This is a genomic window from Seonamhaeicola aphaedonensis (assembly GCF_003386195.1).
In the GTDB taxonomy this organism is placed as follows: domain Bacteria; phylum Bacteroidota; class Bacteroidia; order Flavobacteriales; family Flavobacteriaceae; genus Seonamhaeicola; species Seonamhaeicola aphaedonensis.
Genome location: NZ_QRDX01000001.1, coordinates 117497 through 134461, shown reverse-complemented (window position 1 = coordinate 134461; position 16965 = coordinate 117497). Strand labels below are relative to the sequence as shown.

Annotated in this window: 10 protein-coding genes; 6 read left to right on the top strand and 4 right to left on the bottom strand. The window is 32.7% G+C overall.

What is annotated here, in order from left to right; genetic code table 11:
• Nucleotides 1-57: 57 nt before the first annotated feature.
• Complete coding sequence (locus tag DFQ02_RS00655) at nt 58-2889, bottom strand: alpha-L-rhamnosidase (protein WP_116039065.1); 2832 nt, start codon at nt 2887-2889, stop codon at nt 58-60.
• Between the two features lie 457 nt (nt 2890-3346).
• On the opposite strand from DFQ02_RS00655, the gene DFQ02_RS00650 reads away from it, so the two are divergent.
• From DFQ02_RS00650 to DFQ02_RS00635, 4 genes are all read left to right on the top strand, one after another.
• Nucleotides 3347-4879 carry a sulfatase gene (locus DFQ02_RS00650; RefSeq protein WP_116039641.1) on the top strand — a complete coding sequence of 511 codons (1533 nt, stop codon included), beginning with the start codon at nt 3347-3349 and terminating at the stop codon, nt 4877-4879.
• 91 nt (nt 4880-4970) lie between these two features.
• Nucleotides 4971-5849, top strand: coding sequence for an IS982 family transposase (locus DFQ02_RS00645; RefSeq protein WP_116039064.1), 879 nt, complete (start codon nt 4971-4973; stop codon nt 5847-5849).
• Between the two features lie 376 nt (nt 5850-6225).
• Nucleotides 6226-7272, top strand: coding sequence for a GntR family transcriptional regulator (locus DFQ02_RS00640; protein WP_181896321.1), 1047 nt, complete (start codon nt 6226-6228; stop codon nt 7270-7272).
• 303 nt (nt 7273-7575) lie between these two features.
• Nucleotides 7576-11832, top strand: a complete 4257-nt coding sequence (locus tag DFQ02_RS00635; protein ID WP_116039063.1) for a hybrid sensor histidine kinase/response regulator transcription factor — start codon at nt 7576-7578, stop codon at nt 11830-11832.
• Nucleotides 11833-11936: 104 nt separating this feature from the next.
• On the opposite strand, the gene DFQ02_RS00630 is transcribed toward DFQ02_RS00635, so the two are convergent.
• The gene (locus tag DFQ02_RS00630) at nt 11937-12902 is read right to left on the bottom strand and encodes a tetratricopeptide repeat protein (RefSeq protein ID WP_116039062.1); all 966 of its coding nucleotides are present in this window, start codon (nt 12900-12902) and stop codon (nt 11937-11939) included.
• A gap of 129 nt (nt 12903-13031) precedes the next feature.
• Nucleotides 13032-14657: an L-glutamate gamma-semialdehyde dehydrogenase gene (gene pruA / locus DFQ02_RS00625; protein WP_116039061.1), complete on the bottom strand. Its 1626-nt coding sequence runs from the start codon at nt 14655-14657 to the stop codon at nt 13032-13034.
• A gap of 140 nt (nt 14658-14797) precedes the next feature.
• Here pruA and DFQ02_RS00620 point away from each other — a divergent pair, with 140 nt between their 5' ends.
• Together DFQ02_RS00620 and DFQ02_RS00615 are read left to right on the top strand one after the other, a co-directional pair.
• Nucleotides 14798-15523, top strand: coding sequence for an NRDE family protein (locus DFQ02_RS00620; RefSeq protein WP_116039060.1), 726 nt, complete (start codon nt 14798-14800; stop codon nt 15521-15523).
• The gene (locus DFQ02_RS00615; protein WP_116039059.1) at nt 15516-16508 is read left to right on the top strand and encodes a DUF6695 family protein; all 993 of its coding nucleotides are present in this window, start codon (nt 15516-15518) and stop codon (nt 16506-16508) included. The genes DFQ02_RS00620 and DFQ02_RS00615 overlap by 8 nt, the downstream gene beginning before the upstream one ends.
• Here the strand turns inward: DFQ02_RS00615 and apaG are convergent.
• The gene (gene apaG, locus DFQ02_RS00610; protein ID WP_116039058.1) at nt 16505-16891 is read right to left on the bottom strand and encodes a Co2+/Mg2+ efflux protein ApaG; all 387 of its coding nucleotides are present in this window, start codon (nt 16889-16891) and stop codon (nt 16505-16507) included. The genes DFQ02_RS00615 and apaG overlap by 4 nt on opposite strands.
• Nucleotides 16892-16965: the final 74 nt, after the last annotated feature.

Below are 16965 nucleotides of genomic sequence, written 5' to 3'. Positions count from 1 at the left end.
AGAAGAATTTTGTTTTAAACAGTATCTTAATGCTATTCAACCTCTTAGGAATAAAAATTATATTTCAGATTGAAACTTGTAGCTTCCTGACCCAATTTCATAAACCTTATAGTCCCCTTCATGTTTTACAAACTTTATAAGTTTTGAATCGATTTCACTACCAGATTCTAATACAACACCTCCTTCTTTAAAAGGTATATATACAGAAGCTTTAGTATTTACAGGTATTTCTACTTCTAAATTAAAATTGGAATCGTCAATTGACCAAGAAGAAACAATATCCCCATTGATAGAAGCGTATTTTGCATTAACATCAGTCAATGCCTTATTACCTAATTTTGGTTTAATTACTATATTTTTAAAACCCGCATCCTTGGTTTTAATGCCTGCTATATCACTAAATAGGAATTGAGAAAATGCACCAAAGGCATAGTGGTTAAAAGAGTTCATTTTGGCATTCATCTCTCCATTAAAACCATCTTCCGGTGTGTAACTATTCCATCGTTCCCAAATTGTTGTAGCACCGTTTTTTACTTGGAAACCCCAACTAGGATAATCCTTTTTTAATAAAATTTCGTAAGCTAAATCAGAGCGTCCAATAGAAGATAATGCTGGTAGTAACTGCCTGATTCCCAGAATTCCTGAAGATGGTAAATTATTATTTTCAGCTAATAAATCTACAAGATGTTTTCCTGCTTTTTCTTTTAGTTCTGGAGGTAATAAATCAAAATAAATAGCTGTTGCATACGCTGATTGTGTATGACCTGTAAAGCCTCTTTCTCCTTCAAAATAGCCTTTCGCTTTTCCGTAAACAGCTTCATCGATTTGAAACTTTCCATCTTCATCTATATAGTGCTTTATAAATGCGCTAACCGATTCGTTATATAAGGCCTCATAATAGTTTGCCTTTTCTTGCTTGCCAATAGCACCACTCATTTCAGACATAATCTTTAACGCATATTGATAATGCATAGATGCAAGTATATCATGTGAAAGGTGCTTGTCCGTCATAGACAACCAATCTCCAAAACCACCTTCAGGTTTTGCGTCTGCCCAAGAATGCTCTGGGTAAAACTTATGCGCTTTACTTTTTTCTATGTGATAGTCCATGAATCGGGTCATAGATTCATAATGACTTTCTATAATTTTTGTGTCATTGTAGAATTTATAGGTGTTGTAAGGCACCATTACACCAGCTTCCATCCACCCTGGAGAATACCAAACCAACTTAGGGTATGGTCGAGGAGCAAAAACAGCATAAGGCCCATTATCATACTGCGCGTCACGAACATCTGCAAACCATTTTGTATTAAACGCACCTATGTTAGCATTGTAAAGTGCAGACCTAGAGAAGATTTGTACGTCTCCGAGCCACCCCAAACGCTCATCGCGTTGCGGACTATCTGTAGGTACTTCCATAAAATTAGAATGTTGTGTCCATACCACATTTTGATACATTTTATTTAAAACCTCATCAGAAGAAGTGAACGAACTTTCAAAAGGGATTGATGACCCAAAAGGGATACCTGTAATTGTTTTTTTACTAGGTTTTGTTTTAAGACCTGTAACTTCAACATATTGAAATCCATGATATGTAAATTTAGGCTCCCAAACTTCAGTGCCTTCGCCTTTTAAAATATAGGTGTCTGTAGCGCGCGCAAACCTTAAATTTTCGGTCATTAATCTACCATCATCATGTAACCTTTCTCCAAAACGGATAACTATGGTATCGTTTTTGTTTCCTTTAACTTGTAGTCTTGCATGTCCTGCAAAGTTTTGACCTAAATTAAAAATGTACGTGTCTTTTTTAGGCTCGGTAATTTCAATGGGTTCAATCTCATCATATACTTGTATGCTGTTCCCTGGGTAGGCCTGAATAACACCTTCTGTGCCTTTGTGGATGAACACAGGTTTCCAATCTTTATCATCGTAATTGGTAGTATTCCAATTTGGAAGTTCTGAATTAGCGTTATAGGCTACCCCCATAAGTAAATCGGCATAAATGAGAGGCCCTTCATTAGCTTTCCAACTTTCATCAGAAGTTATAATATCTTTTTCGCCATTATCGTATTCAATTTCTAGTTGTGAAAGCAATCCAGGATGCAAACCATATAACTCTCTGTTTCTAGGTTTAGATAATACTTTTGGACCTACATAACCAGCATACCAAGCATCTCCTAATATAGCACCTATGGTATTTTCTCCTTCGTTTAAATGAGAAGTTACGTTGTAAGTTTTATAATAAATACGTTTATTGTAGTCACTCCAACCAGGTGTTAAAAAATCTTCACCTATTTTTTTACCATTCAAAGACATCTCAAAAGCACCAAGTGCCGTTACGTAAAGCGTAGCATTTTTTACGTTGGCTTTGGTGGTAAATGATTTTCGTAAATATGGCGGAGGCGGTAAATGTAAAGTGTCTTTTTTGTTTTTATCAGTTGTTTTATAACCAATCCATTTTGCTTTCCAATCAGACTTATTTAGTAATCCCATGGTCCACATACTTACTTCACTCCAAGATGAAGCAACATCATTTTCATCCCAAATTCTAACTTTAAAATAGCAATGTTGTCCAGATTGCAATTCTTTACCTGCATAGCGTACTTGTGAATTTTGTGCTGACACTAATTTCCCAGTATCCCAGAGTGTGTTGTCGTCAGTATTTAATGATTCCTTTAAACTTGCTACTTTAATTTGGTAGGCAGTTTGTTTTTTGTTTCTTCCGTTAGATGACATTGTCCAACTAATACTTGGATTTGGATCATCAATACCTATTGGACTTTCAAAATAATTAACAGTTATTTTGCTTATTGAAATGTTATCCTCTGCTTCTTTTGAACAAGAATGAAGCAGAATTATTGATAGAAATATGAGTGTGATTTTTTTCATTTATCTTTTTTAACTAATTACTAAAGAATTATTAAGAAATGATTTTAGTTCAACAAACTTATTACTAAAAATAGATTTTTGCATCCTGTCGTTTCTGTTGGAAATTCATATAAATAGGCGCTTTTTGATGCTAGGAGAAAGAAATTTCATTTCTATAAAACCTACAGAAAATAGATACTTTACAAAATATACACTAAAGATGAAATGGGATATATCACTAAATTAAACTCAACAGGGATATCTATAAGTACTTTGTGAAACACTTAAGTTTTGATGTCAGTAAAAATCATGATTTAAGATTTCAAGATTAAATCTTTACCTAAACCAAAAAATAAAAAGACATGTTCTTCTCACAGAAGCAACAGGATGCTTTTTCATTTCATTTATATTAATATTGTTACAGCTAAATTATAAAGATTAATGAATGGATTTAGTTGAGATTTTTAAAAATGACATAATGAAAAAACTATTTTTTTTACTTTTTGTATTCATCTTAACTGTAAATTCTAATGCACAAGATAAACCAAATGTTGTATTTATTTTAGCCGATGATTTAGGGTGGAGCGATGTAACCTTATACGGAAATACTAAATTCTACGAAACGCCAAATTTAGAACGATTAGCAGCAAGAGGCGTAACGTATACTAATGCCTATGCCGCAAGCCCTTTGTGTTCTCCAACTAGGTCTAGTATTTTAACAGGGCAAACACCTTTACGAACAGGTATTACCGCGCCAACAGCACACCTAGAAAAAGAATTGCTTAAGGCATCGCTTGAAGAAAACCCAAATAGTGAGAATAAGGCAGTAAATTGTATTTCGGTATCGCGATTAGATAATAAACTCCCCACTTTAGTAAAGCAATTTAAAAAGGCAGGCTATTCTACGGCACATTTTGGAAAGTGGCATTTAGGAAGAGAACCGTATTCTCCGTTGCAACATGGTTTTGATATTGATATACCGCATTGGCCAGGTCCTGGGCCTGCAGAGAGTTTTGTGGCTCCTTGGAAATACCCTAGTTTTAAAGAAAAATATGCCCAAGAACATATAGAGGATAGAATGGCAGAGGAAGCTGTTTCTTGGTTAAGAAATGTAGATAAGTCTAAACCTTTTTTTATGAACTACTGGCAATTTTCTGTACATGCCCCTTTTGATGCCAAAGAAACCTTAAAAAAATATTATAGTTCTAAAGTAGACCTAACAGATTTGCAACATTCTTCTACATATGCAGCTATGATACATTCTTTAGACCAAGCAGTAGGGAGATTGTTAGATGAGATTGACAGATTAGGTCTTGCAGATAATACCATTATTGTTTTTACAAGTGACAACGGTGGAAACATGTATAATGGCATCATTGATTTTTTACCCTCAGGAGAAAAATATATTACTCCACCAACAAGTAATAGACCTCTGCGAGGGGGGAAAGCAACCTTGTATGAGGGCGGTATTAGAGTACCAACTATAATATCTTGTCCAGGTGTAGCAACTCCTAGAACAAAATCAGATCAAATAATCCAATCTATAGATTTTTATCCAACACTTTTAAATCTAACAAATATACCTCTGCCCAAAGATCATATTGTTGATGGTATGGATATAACACCTACGTTAAAAGGAGAAACCATTGAAAGAGATGGGATTATTACATTTTTTCCTCATCAACCAAAGGTACCAGATTGGTTGCCGGCTTCAATTTCTGTTCGTTCAGGAGATTGGAAATTAATTCGAATCTTTCACTTAGGTAAAGATTTTAAACACGGTTATCGACTTTATAACTTAAAATGGGATATTGGCGAACACAATGACCTTTCTGAGGTATACCCTGAAAAAATAATCGAACTAGATAAAATAATTGAAAATCGTATAGCTGAATCTAATGCTGTAATACCTATACCAAATAAGACATTTGACCCTTCCAAATTCGCTCCAGAAAGTATTGGTGTACAAGCAGGGGGTTATAAAGGTGTAAAAAAGATAGAACTTAATTAAAACATAACCCGTTGTGCATTATGATTTAAAACAAAAAAGTTGTTCATCTTACTGATAATCAGTAAATTGTTTTAGCTATAAAACATCAACAATGAACAACTTAAACGCAATTTACGAAAGAATATTGGAAGTTTTACAAAACATATCAGAACAACAGTTGATAGCATGTCAAAGGCGTCAGCCTAAAATGACCGATTTAGAGTTAGTTAGCCTTAGTTTAACCTCTGAATATTTAGGTATTGATAGTGAAAATGACTTGTTTAGAAAGTTGCCAAAAACACTGCTCGCCAAAATTGAGCGTAGCGTTTACAACAGGAGAAGGAGGAGGTTGGCTTGCCATATCGAAGATATTCGCTCAAGGTTAGCTTTTGATTTCAATGAGTTTGAGGATGTTTTCATTGTAGATAGTATGCCTTTGGAGGTTTGCAAACTCTCAAGAAGTGGGCGTTCAACAATATGCAGAGAAAATCAGTACTCGCAACCCGATAAAGGGTATTGCGCAGCCCAAAGCTCGACATACTATGGTTATAAATTGCACGCGGTATGCTCGGTCAGAGGCGTATCCCATAGCATCGACCTATCACCAGCATCGGTGCACGACATTAATTACCTAAAAGACATTAAAGCACAACTAAATGACTGTACATTAATTGGGGACAAAGGCTATTTATCGGCAAAAGTACAACTCAATCTTTTTCAAAGCTGCAACATAAAACTCTCAACCCCAATGAGAACAAACCAATACGACCACAAAAGGCAGCCTTTTGTTTTTAGAAAATCGAGGAAACGAATTGAAACGCTCTTCTCACAACTTTGCGACCAGTTTATGATAAGGCGCAACTATGCCAAGTCTTTTGAAGGCTTCAAGACCAGAATACTATCCAAGATAACAGCCTTAACTGTGGTGCAATACATAAACAGGTTTATCTTTGAAAGAAATATTAACAATATTAAAATCAGCATTGTTTAAAATGCACAACGGGTTAAAACATACTCTTTTTTAATCTATTTATTAGACTAATAAATAAACACTTAAGATTATTTAGATACTACAAACAACTAGCATTTCAGTCGTTACTTAAAGTCATAGAGAGAGATATTAGTTTCTTTATAAACCCTTCTAGATAGTTGATTTCTTAACCATAAAGGTTGCTAGACTTACACATTTACCCCCTAAATTAAAAACATATACCCCTGTAAAAGTAGCCTTTTACCCCCTTGTCAAAAACATATCTCCTTAAGGAAACAGCAAGAACATTATAATATTGTAGTAAACATTTTTCACTAGAACGCAACATGTTTACCAACTAAATATTCTAACACTCTAACTTTTAAACTTTAATAAAATGGAAATAACAGAATTTATTAAAATCGATGACCAATCAAGAGAATCTAAATATGAGCAAATTGTTAAATCTATAATTCATAATATTTCCGTTGGAAATTTAGTTATGGATCAAAAAATTCCATCAATCAATAGTTTTAGCGAAAATTTATTTGTGTCTCGTGACACCGTTGAAAAAGCATATAATATTTTAAAAGAGCGCAATGTCATTTCTTCTATAAGGGGCAAAGGTTTTTACATAGCAAGAACAGAACTTATATCTAAGATTAATATTTTATTTTTAATTAATAAGTTGAGTGCTTATAAAATGAAAATATATAATGCCTTTGCTGATTCTATTGGAGAAAATGCACATACAGATATCCATATTTATAATGGAGATGAAACACTATTTTTAAACCTACTGGACAAGCACAAATTGTCTTATGATTATTATGTGATTATGCCTCATTTTAAAACAGAGAATTTGGAGCACACTAGCATGACTCCAAAAGTTTCTAATGCTTTAAAGAAAATACCAGAGAACAAACTCATTTTAATGGATAATGCGTTAGAATCAAATCAAAACCAGATTATAACAGTGTATCAAGATTTCGAGAAGGATATATACGGTGCATTGACAGAAGGGCTACACATATTAAAAAAATACCAAAAAATAATATTGGTATATCCCCAAGAATCAATTTACCCATATCCTAGAAGAATTTTTTATGGCTTTAGAAGGTTTTGTGACACACATCAATTTGATTTTGAGATAATAGACGAAGTATCTCTTGACATGAACATAAATAAAGGAGATTTATACATTATTATCGAAGAGTCGGAATTGGTTACTTTTGTAGAACAAGCGAGAGAGAAAGAATTTAAACTTGGAGAAGACATTGGTGTTATTTCTTATAACGATACACCTCTTAAAAATCTTTTTGGAATTTCAGTAGTATCTACAGACTTTAATGTTATGGGAGATATGGCGGCCAAAATGATTTTAAACAAGGAAAGAGGAAAATATAAAGTACCTTTCAATTTTATCCATAGAGCATCTGCATAAAATAGTTGTTTCAAATTTTTACTAAAAGATAAAACTTACTTATCATACTTTAATTGGGCATTAGGTTAGTTCTATTCTTTTACTTTTTAAAATCACAACTTAAGTTGTTTTTTGGAGCATTAACTTAAATCTAAATATATAGTTTTAGACACACGAATGATTGTTTTATGATTTTAGTTTATAAGCTCAGATTCAATATTTCAAATTAAAACGACTTGATAGAATTTGTGTTTTATCAAGGTAAATTAGAAATTGTTTATACTTATATTTAGCAAAGTATTTAACAAAGGTTTTAAACTATAAATGATTTTATCCATAAGAAAGTTTTACTTTACGGTCTTTTTTTTACTCATTTATACCTCTATGTTTTCGCAATGGCGGTTACATCAAACGGGTGCAGAAGAAGGGTTATCCCATAATAGGGTTACTAGCATTATTCAAGACAAGAACGGTTACTTGTGGTTTGCTACTTTAAATGGAGTTAATAAGTACGATGGCTATTCCATGAAGTTATATAACTATGGTGTAGACGATAAGGGTTTAAGTAGTAGTGTTATACTTAAGCTGTTTGAAGATAAAGATGGCTATATATGGGTAGGAACCATAGCGGGTCTTAATAGAATAAATCCAGATACAGGAATTATTAATACTTATTTTGAGACAGGTGCTAACCCTGTATTTACTGGTAAAAACAGTATATATCAGTCTGAATCGGGAATTTTCTTTATTGATTCTCTAGATGGTATAAAGCTTTTTGAAATTGATAATCAAGGTAAATTAAAATATGAGTTTTTCTTGAATAAATATGGTGGGTTTAAACTAGATATTAAAAACATTAAACCATCTGCAAATGGTAAATTTTGGTTTTTAACACCATCTAAGACTGTTAAGCTACATCAAATTGACATTGTAAGAGATGGGACAACCCCAAAACTATCTATTGATGCTACAGATTATACAGAATCATTGTTTGATAGTGAACGTACTGCTCTTGATATCTTAGAATATCCGAATAATACGTTATGGATTGTAAATGAAGACCTTGAGTTGTTAAAAATAAAATTAAACGACAATTTAAAAGTTATTGAATCCAAAACAATAAATCTTAAAAACAGTATAGCTCTTAACCAATTAAAAGAGCAACGGCTTGTTAATATGTCTGGTGATAAAGAAGGTAGAATATGGATAGCAGGAAACGGATTGCTTTTAAACTATAATGATGAATCTGGAGAAATTCAAAATTTATCAAAAAACAAACAATTAAAAAACCTAATAGATAATCAAGATATTCAAAAAATCTTCATTGACAACTCCAATGTGTTGTGGTTGTGTGCTTTAACTAATGGTTTGTTTAAAATGGATTTAGAAAGTCATTCTTTTTACAATTCAACCGAGTATTTAAGTACTGAGTATTCATCACAGTTATTTAAATCTCAAATAGTTACCCTCTGCGAAGATAAAAAGGGTAATTTTTGGTTTGGAACACAGAAAGGAATTATTGCAGGTCTAGATAAAAACATATTCAGAAATAATGTTTCCAGTACATCTGTTTCCCCAATAATATATTTAGATTCAATTAGTGACATAAAAAAAAATAAAGCCACATTTTTCCCAGAAGTAAAACGCTTAATAAGTGATAGAGAAGGTGCTATATGGGTGGGCGCTTTAAATGGTTTATTTAAAATAGATTACAATGAGACATCTAAAACATATAACATTAAAGAAATTGATGGTGTAAAAGATTATTTAGGAAATAAAATAGATAGTCGGGTTTTTGCTATTGAGGAAGACAGAAAAGGAAATATCTGGTTTGGACCTTGGGAAAAAGGTTTAATAAAAATGAGTTTTAATAAGGAAACCAACTCCTACTACACCACTAATTACAATGCATCTTTAAGAGATTCTACAAGCTTGTCTAGCAATAACATAAGGGATATTTTAGAAGACCAACAAGGTAATATTTGGGTGGGAACAGTTGACGGCTTAAATAAATTAAACCGCTCCTCTACAGGGGAAGTAACTTTTGAAAAATTTTATAGCAACCCTGAGAATCAAAATACCTTAAGTAGTAGCCATATACTAGATATTCATCAAGCTAAAAATGGTGATTTATATTTTGGTACTTACGGGGGTGGGTTAAATTGCTTAAGTTATTCAAATAAAAATGATTTTAAATTTACAAATTATACAGTTGAAAATGGTTTGCCGAGTAATGTTGTCACTCAAGTAAAAGAAGATTTTAAAGGCAACATATGGTCGATTCATACAAGACAAATTTCTAAGTTAAACCCTAGTACTGGAAAAATAATATATTTTGAAAAAGAAGATGGGTTTGATGTGGATCAATTTGTAGATAATGCCATGGAATTCACAAAATCAGGAATGATGATATGTGGTGGTGTAGGTGGATTTACATTTTTTTACCCTAATAATTTAACTGTTAATTCTCAAAAGCCGCAGGTTACACTTACAGATTTCAAACTATTTAATAAACCTGTAGGGGTTAATGAAGAAGTAGATGGTAAAATCATATTAAATAAAGGGTTAAATGAAACAGAAAAAATTGTATTACCACATCATTTAAATTCTTTTGAATTTGAATTTTCAAGCATGCACTTTTCTAACCCCAAAAAAAACAGGTACAAATTTGTTTTAGAAGGTTTTGAGGAAAATTCGCACAATACAATAGGTCAAGAGCGTAAATTTGCATCTTATACAAACGTACCTCCCGGAGATTATATTTTTAAAGTATATGGTTCTAATAGTTCTTCTGTTTGGAGTGATGTTCCTAAGGAAATAATGATAACAATTACACCACCTTGGTACCTAACAACTACTGCAATTGTATTTTTTGTTTTGCTTTTAGGAGTCATTGGTTTTATAGTAAATAGAGTAAGATGGAATCAAATAAAGCTAAAGAATCAAATAAAATTGGAAAGTGCCTTACATGAAAAGTCTGAAGAGATGAATCAGATGAAATTAAGGTTTTTTACAAATATTTCTCATGAATTAAGAACACCATTAACCCTTATAATAGGACCTCTACAGCAGATTATGGAGGGAAGTAATGATACAAAATATCTACAGCGCTTAAATGCTATAATGTATAAAAATTCAACACGTCTATTAAAGCTAATTAATCAATTATTAGACTTCAGAAGTGCTGAGTCTGGTAATGTAAATTTAATAGTGGAAGAAGGTAATCTTGTAAGTTTTCTAACTGAAATTTATAACGCCTTTAAGGAAATCGCTGCCGAAAGACAAATAAATTTCAAATTCAAGTCAACTAAAAACTCTATTCAGGCATGGTTTGACAATGATAAAATTGAAAAAGTGGTATACAATTTATTATCCAACGCTTTCAAGTTTACATCTCCTGGTAAAAGCATTACATTAATTTTAGATAAAGAAAGTATTGATGGTAAAGAATGTGCCATTATAAAAGTTGTTGATGAAGGGATTGGTATAGCTAGTGATGATTTATCAAGTGTATTTGAAAGGTTTTATCAAATTAAAAAAGAAAGTAATAGTATACAAACTGGTTCTGGTTTAGGCTTGGCCTATACAAAACGACTGATTGAAATTCATAAAGGCAATATTTTCATGGATAGCACTGTAGGCAAAGGAACTACCTGTACCGTCTCATTTCCTATATCTAAGGGAGAATATGAAGATGATGCCATGCTTGAAATTCATCCAAAACAGTATAATTTTAGTTTCGTTAAAAAAGAAGTAAAAGATTTTAAAAGCGACTTAATAGAGCCTCCTAAAGCCAAAATAAAAGTTGAATACACTAAGGAAACTCCAACATTATTAATAGTTGAAGATAACACAGATTTAAGAGAGTATTTATCAAATTATTTTGAAAACTATTACAAAGTTATAAGTGCTAAAAACGGACAAGAAGGTTTAGACTTCGCGTTAAAAATGGGGCCAGATATTATTATTTCGGATTTAATGATGCCTATAATGAATGGTGTAGAAATGTGTAAAATAATTAAAAATGATATCAATACAAGCCATATTCCTGTAATAATTCTTACTGCAAAATTAGGGATTGAAAACGAGAAGGAAGGTTTAGAAGCAGGAGCAGATGAATTTGTGTTAAAGCCTTTCAATATGGAGATTCTGAGGCTTAGAGTCAATAATATCTTAAAAACCAAACAGCAATGGGCCGAAAAATTCAAGACAAAATCTACACCCTCTAGTTGGAAAGAATTATCCAGTAAATTAGATAAAAACTTTTTAAAGAAATCTTTTAAATTTATTGATAAAAACATTGATAATTCTGATTATTCAGTAGAAAAATTTTCATTAGATATTGGTATGAGTCGTTCTGCACTTCACAAAAAAATAAAGTCTATTACTGGTCAATCTACTTCAGAATTTATTAGAACTATCCGAATAAAAAGAGCAGCTACACTTATTCGATCTGGTCAATATTCAATAACGGAAGTTGTTTTTATGGTTGGTTTTTCAGATACCAAGTATTTTAGAACCTGTTTTAAAAAACAATTTGGACAAACACCTAGTGAGTATGTAAAGAGTTTTAAATTATAGTCCTATGGTTGTAGTTGTCAACAATATATTATTTTGCATATGAATTTAAGCAGAGAATTTTTTGAAACCAAAAAATTGGTTCACTTGCCGCAAAAATTCAAAAACTAGTTTTCGAGATTTTTTTCTAAGGCATTTAAATTGTTAAGGAAAAAGTGGTGTTGGTTTTGAAACCAATAGGTGTTTTCATATTGTTCAGTTGAAATAACATCATCTTCTACGCTTAAAATACTATTGGCCTTTTTTAAATTAAGTTTAGCGTTAGAAATATCATTTATTTTATAATAAGTAAGGGCTAAACCTAAAAGGGCATCAAAATCCATAGAGTCAATTGCTAAAGCGTTGGTGAAATCTTCAATAGCTTTATCGTGTTTTCCTGAAATAAGATGTGCGGCGCCTCGGTAAAAGTGGGCAAAGGTGTTATTATTATTATAACGAAGAGACCTAGTTAAGTCTTTAATAGCTTTTGAATAATTATTTATTTCTAGATAAAATACACCGCGGTTGTAATAGGTGTTAGCGTTAGGAGAAATATAGATGGCTAACATATAATCTTTTAAGGCCGTTTTTGGCATATCTAGGGCTTTGTAAGAGGCTGCTCTTAGCATATAAACTTCTGGAAAGTTAGGAGCTATTTTTAAAATTTTGTTAAAATCTTTGATTGCCTCTTTGTATTCTTGAAGGTCATATTTAACACAAGCTAAACTATACAGGGCATCAATAAAATTGGGGTCAAGTTCATAGGCCTTGGCATAATCATTTTTAGCCCCAATAAAATCTTTTAAACTAAATCTAGAATTTCCTCTATTAAAGTAACTATCAGGATCAGGTTTGTTTAGTATTATTTTAGAGTAATCTATAATGGCACCACTAAAATCACCTAAATCATTTTTAGCTAAGGCTCTTTGAAAATAGGCATCAAGATGGCTAGGGTCTAAAGAGATAGCCTCATCAAGTAGTTTTATTTTTTCTTCTGAATCAATGGTTCTAAGTGCTTTCCTGTAGAATTTATTTGCTTGTCCAAAAGATAGTGTTGGAAATGTAATTAGTATAATAAGTAGGATTCTTTTCATATACCAGTTAAAGCATCAAATAATATGCCGCAATTTTATTGGAAATATAGTTAAATTTTCATTCAAAAAAACAGAAAAGCAATCAGAAAAATCTGGTTACTTATTAATATAATTAAACAAAGTCTATTACTAACCTAAAAAAGGATACCTGTAGTCTTCAGGTGTAATGAATGTTTCTTTTATCAATCGTGGAGACACCCAACGCATTAAATTTTGAGCACTTCCTGCTTTATCATTGGTTCCGGATGCTCTGGCTCCACCAAATGGTTGTTGACCAACAACGGCTCCGGTTGGTTTGTCATTAATATAGAAATTACCAGCGCTATTCTGTAAAGCAATTGTAGCTTCATCAATAGCATACCTATCTGTAGACAAAATAGCGCCTGTTAAAGCATACTCACTAGTTTCATCTACAAGCTTTAAAGTCTGAGCAAAATCATCATCTTTATAAACATAGATAGTAATTACAGGGCCAAACAATTCTGTGCACATAGTGGTATATTTGGGGTTGGAAGTTACAATTACTGTTGGTTCAATAAAGTAACCTTTACTTTTGTCAAACCCACCACCTACAATAATTTCAGCATCACTATCAGTTTTAGCTTGGTTTATATATTTTGCAAGTTTATCAAAAGACCCCTCGTGAATTACCGCCGTAATGAAATTACTCATATCCTCTGGAGACCCCATTTTAAAAGAATTTACGTCTTCAATTACATAGTTTTTTACATCCTCCCATAAACTTTCTGGTATATATGCTCTTGAAGCGGCACTACATTTTTGTCCCTGAAATTCAAAGGCACCCCTAGAAATAGCGGTTGCCACTTGTTTTGCATTTGCAGATTTATGTGCTACTATAAAGTCTTTTCCTCCAGTTTCGCCAACAATTCTAGGGTAGGTCTTATAGTTATGAATGTTATTTCCTATTTGTTTCCAGAGTTCTCTAAATATGAAGGTAGAACCCGTGAAATGTAATCCGGAAAAGTCTGGATTCGCTAAAACGGTGTTGGTAATCATTACTGGGTCTCCAAAAACAACATTGATGACCCCAGCAGGAACACCAGCTTCCTTAAACACATCCATTATAACTTTAGCAGAATAAATTTGGCTGTCACTAGGTTTCCAAACTACTACATTACCCATAAGTGCCATGCAAGCCGGTAGATTTCCAGCAATAGCTGTAAAGTTAAAAGGCGTAACCGCATAAGTAAATCCTTCTAGAGGTCTATATTCCACTCGGTTCCAAGCCTCACTTGTACTTTCCGGTTGTTCTCTGTAAATATCGATCATGAATTGCACATTAAATCTTAAGAAATCTATTAATTCACATGCAGAATCAATTTCTGCCTGATGGATTGTTTTTGATTGTGCAATCATAGTTGCTGCATTTATTTTGGCTCTGTAAGGACCTGCAATTAATTCAGCCGCACGTAAAAAGATAGCTGCACGTTGTTCCCAAGGCATTTGAGACCAAGTTTTTCTTGCTTCCAATGCAGAGGTAATAGCTTCTTCAATATGAGATTGTTGAGCTAAATGATATGTGCCTACAATATGTTGATGATCATGTGGGGGAGACATGGTTCTGGTATTTCCAGTTTCAACATCTTTTCCGTTTATATATAAGGGTACATCAATTTTGCTATGAAACATCTCTTTGTAGGTATTTAAAACAGCATCACGCTCTGGAGAACCTGGAGCATAGCTTTTTACTGTTTCGTTGACAGCAATTGGTACGTTGAAAAATCCTTTTCCCATAATTAATCTATTTCTGTTAAAAATAATTCAGTGAATTACCTACAAATTTACGAATAATTAAATTGCTTATTAAAGAGAGCGCTTCTTAAATTCAAGTTAATTTTTGTAAGTTGCTACACAGTATTTAGACTACAAATTTTATGTGTACGGTTACTATTATTCCTCAAGGAACAAATAATTTTATTTTAACTTCTAATAGAGACGAAGCCCCAAATAGAGTTTCTTCATCACCCGATTTTTATCAATTTGAAGGTATAAAAATGTTATTTCCAAAAGATGAGTTATCAACAGGAACTTGGATTGGAGTAAGCGAAAAAAAACGATTGGTTTGTATGTTGAATGGAGGTTTTGAAATTCATGAACGTAAAGCTAGCTACCGAAAAAGTAGAGGATTAGTAGCTAAAGATTTTATGATTGCAGAAAAGATAATTTCTACGGTTGAGACTTACAATATGAATGATGTAGAACCATTCACTATGGTCTTAGTTGATTGGAATCAAAAGTTGAAATTTATGGAACTGGTTTGGGACGGTGAAAAAAAACATTTTAGAGAGTTGCCAATAGCTACTAAATTGTGGTCATCTTCAACATTGTATTCCGAAGAAATGAAACAAGAACGTCAACAGTGGTTTAAAGAGTTTAGGGCTAAAAATGATCTGAATGCTGAATCTATTTTAAGGTTTCATAACAAGGCAGGAAGAGATAACAAGGATTATGGTGTTGTGATGGATAGGGGGTTTGTTAAAACAACCAGTATAACCCAAGTAATAAAGCAAGGTGATACCATTGAAATGTCTTATGAGAATCTACAAGATGGAACCATTGCAATCAAAACCTTTAATTTACCACAAATAGTCAATGAATAATACTGGAATCATTTTAACATTGGCTTATCCAGAAACTATTGTTATGGTTTCAGAGGAGTGGTTTTCACCCTATTTACGCTATTTAGGCGTTGGTAAGAAAAACTATTTAAGAGCAGGTCATGCTGCATTGGTATTAATTGATAAGGCTAAAGGTATACTAGAGTATCATGATTTTGGAAGATACATTACACCAGAACCTACAGGGCGTGTACGTGGTAGAGATACAGATAATGAACTTCACTTTCCTTTAAAGGCCCAGATTGAAAACAATCAAATAATAAACTTAAATGCCATTTTGAAGTTTCTGGGTACTAATCCCAGGCTTACTCATGGTGATGGTAAATTAGTAGCTTCGGTTTGTACTGCAGTGGATTACAAAAAGGCAAGAGCACATATTAACAATATGCAGGAAAAACATTTTATACGTTATGCTGCATTTATAAAAGAGGCTTGTAATTGTGCGCGTTTTGTCACCGATAGTTTGATTGCAGGGGTTACTGATAGTGTCATTAAAAAACGACTCTTAAAATCAAAATGGTTCACTCCAAGTACTGTAGGTAATGTGATGCTGGCAGATACCGAAAATCATGTTTACGAAGTTTCTGAAACCGGAATAATTTCTGATTTTAAGGGGTCTCAAACTAGTGAAAACCTACGTTGTTTTTTAGATAAACTCAAGGATCATCAAGTAGATTTAGTGGGGACTTTAAAGCCAAAACATCATGACGAAGTTCATGAAAATGGGCAGTGGCTTTCTGGTATTGCTGCTGGTGCTTGGTTTGAGCTTTACCAAACTGAAAAGGCGTTGGAATATCGTTTCAGAAGACTATCACCTTATGGACATATTGATATAGATGCCCTTTTTAAAGTTGAAGATAATAGGTTCTCCTATCGAGAAAACTTTGAGTTTGTGCATTACTCCAATTGTAAATTCTTCCATGTAAGACAGCATGGTTGTGTGTATAGGTTTGTAAGGATTCCCTAATTTATGGCAAAAGGAGCACTTAACTTAAAAGTTGGAATGTTAACTTGAAACTTTTTGGTGGTGGTAAAGTTTACCATCGTGTAATATCCCTGCATCGCACCAAAAGGGGAGGTTAATAAACAGCCAGATGTATAAGTGTGGGATTCTCCTGGTTTTAAAACAGGTTTCTTGCCAATAACACCTTCGCCGTCAACAATTTCCTCATTATTAAGGGCGTCTAAAATTTCCCAATGTCGTGCTTGTAATTGAACAGAGTCTTTTCCTTGGTTTTCAATAGTTATTTTGTATCCAAAAGCATACTGTATTTTATAGTTTTTATAAAATGAGCCTTCAAAAGTAGTTTCAACAGAAATTTTAATGCCTTTGGTTACTTGCTGTACCATATTACATATTGATATACAATAGTTTTAACCACAAAAATAATATTTTTTAAATCTTGAAATCAAAAAAATAGTTA

Bases quoted from the DNA above. Each gene is read 5' to 3' on its own strand.
- DFQ02_RS00645 (WP_116039064.1), top strand. From the start codon at position 4,971: ATGAACAACTTAAACGCAATTTACGAAAGAATATTGGAAGTTTTACAA.
- DFQ02_RS00630 (WP_116039062.1), bottom strand. From the start codon at position 12,902: ATGAAAAGAATCCTACTTATTATACTAATTACATTTCCAACACTATCT.
- DFQ02_RS00655 (WP_116039065.1), bottom strand. From the start codon at position 2,889: ATGAAAAAAATCACACTCATATTTCTATCAATAATTCTGCTTCATTCT.
- DFQ02_RS00650 (WP_116039641.1), top strand. From the start codon at position 3,347: ATGAAAAAACTATTTTTTTTACTTTTTGTATTCATCTTAACTGTAAAT.
- apaG (WP_116039058.1), bottom strand. From the start codon at position 16,891: ATGGTACAGCAAGTAACCAAAGGCATTAAAATTTCTGTTGAAACTACT.
- DFQ02_RS00615 (WP_116039059.1), top strand. From the start codon at position 15,516: ATGAATAATACTGGAATCATTTTAACATTGGCTTATCCAGAAACTATT.
- DFQ02_RS00640 (WP_181896321.1), top strand. From the start codon at position 6,226: ATGGAAATAACAGAATTTATTAAAATCGATGACCAATCAAGAGAATCT.
- DFQ02_RS00635 (WP_116039063.1), top strand. From the start codon at position 7,576: ATGATTTTATCCATAAGAAAGTTTTACTTTACGGTCTTTTTTTTACTC.
- DFQ02_RS00620 (WP_116039060.1), top strand. From the start codon at position 14,798: ATGTGTACGGTTACTATTATTCCTCAAGGAACAAATAATTTTATTTTA.
- pruA (WP_116039061.1), bottom strand. From the start codon at position 14,657: ATGGGAAAAGGATTTTTCAACGTACCAATTGCTGTCAACGAAACAGTA.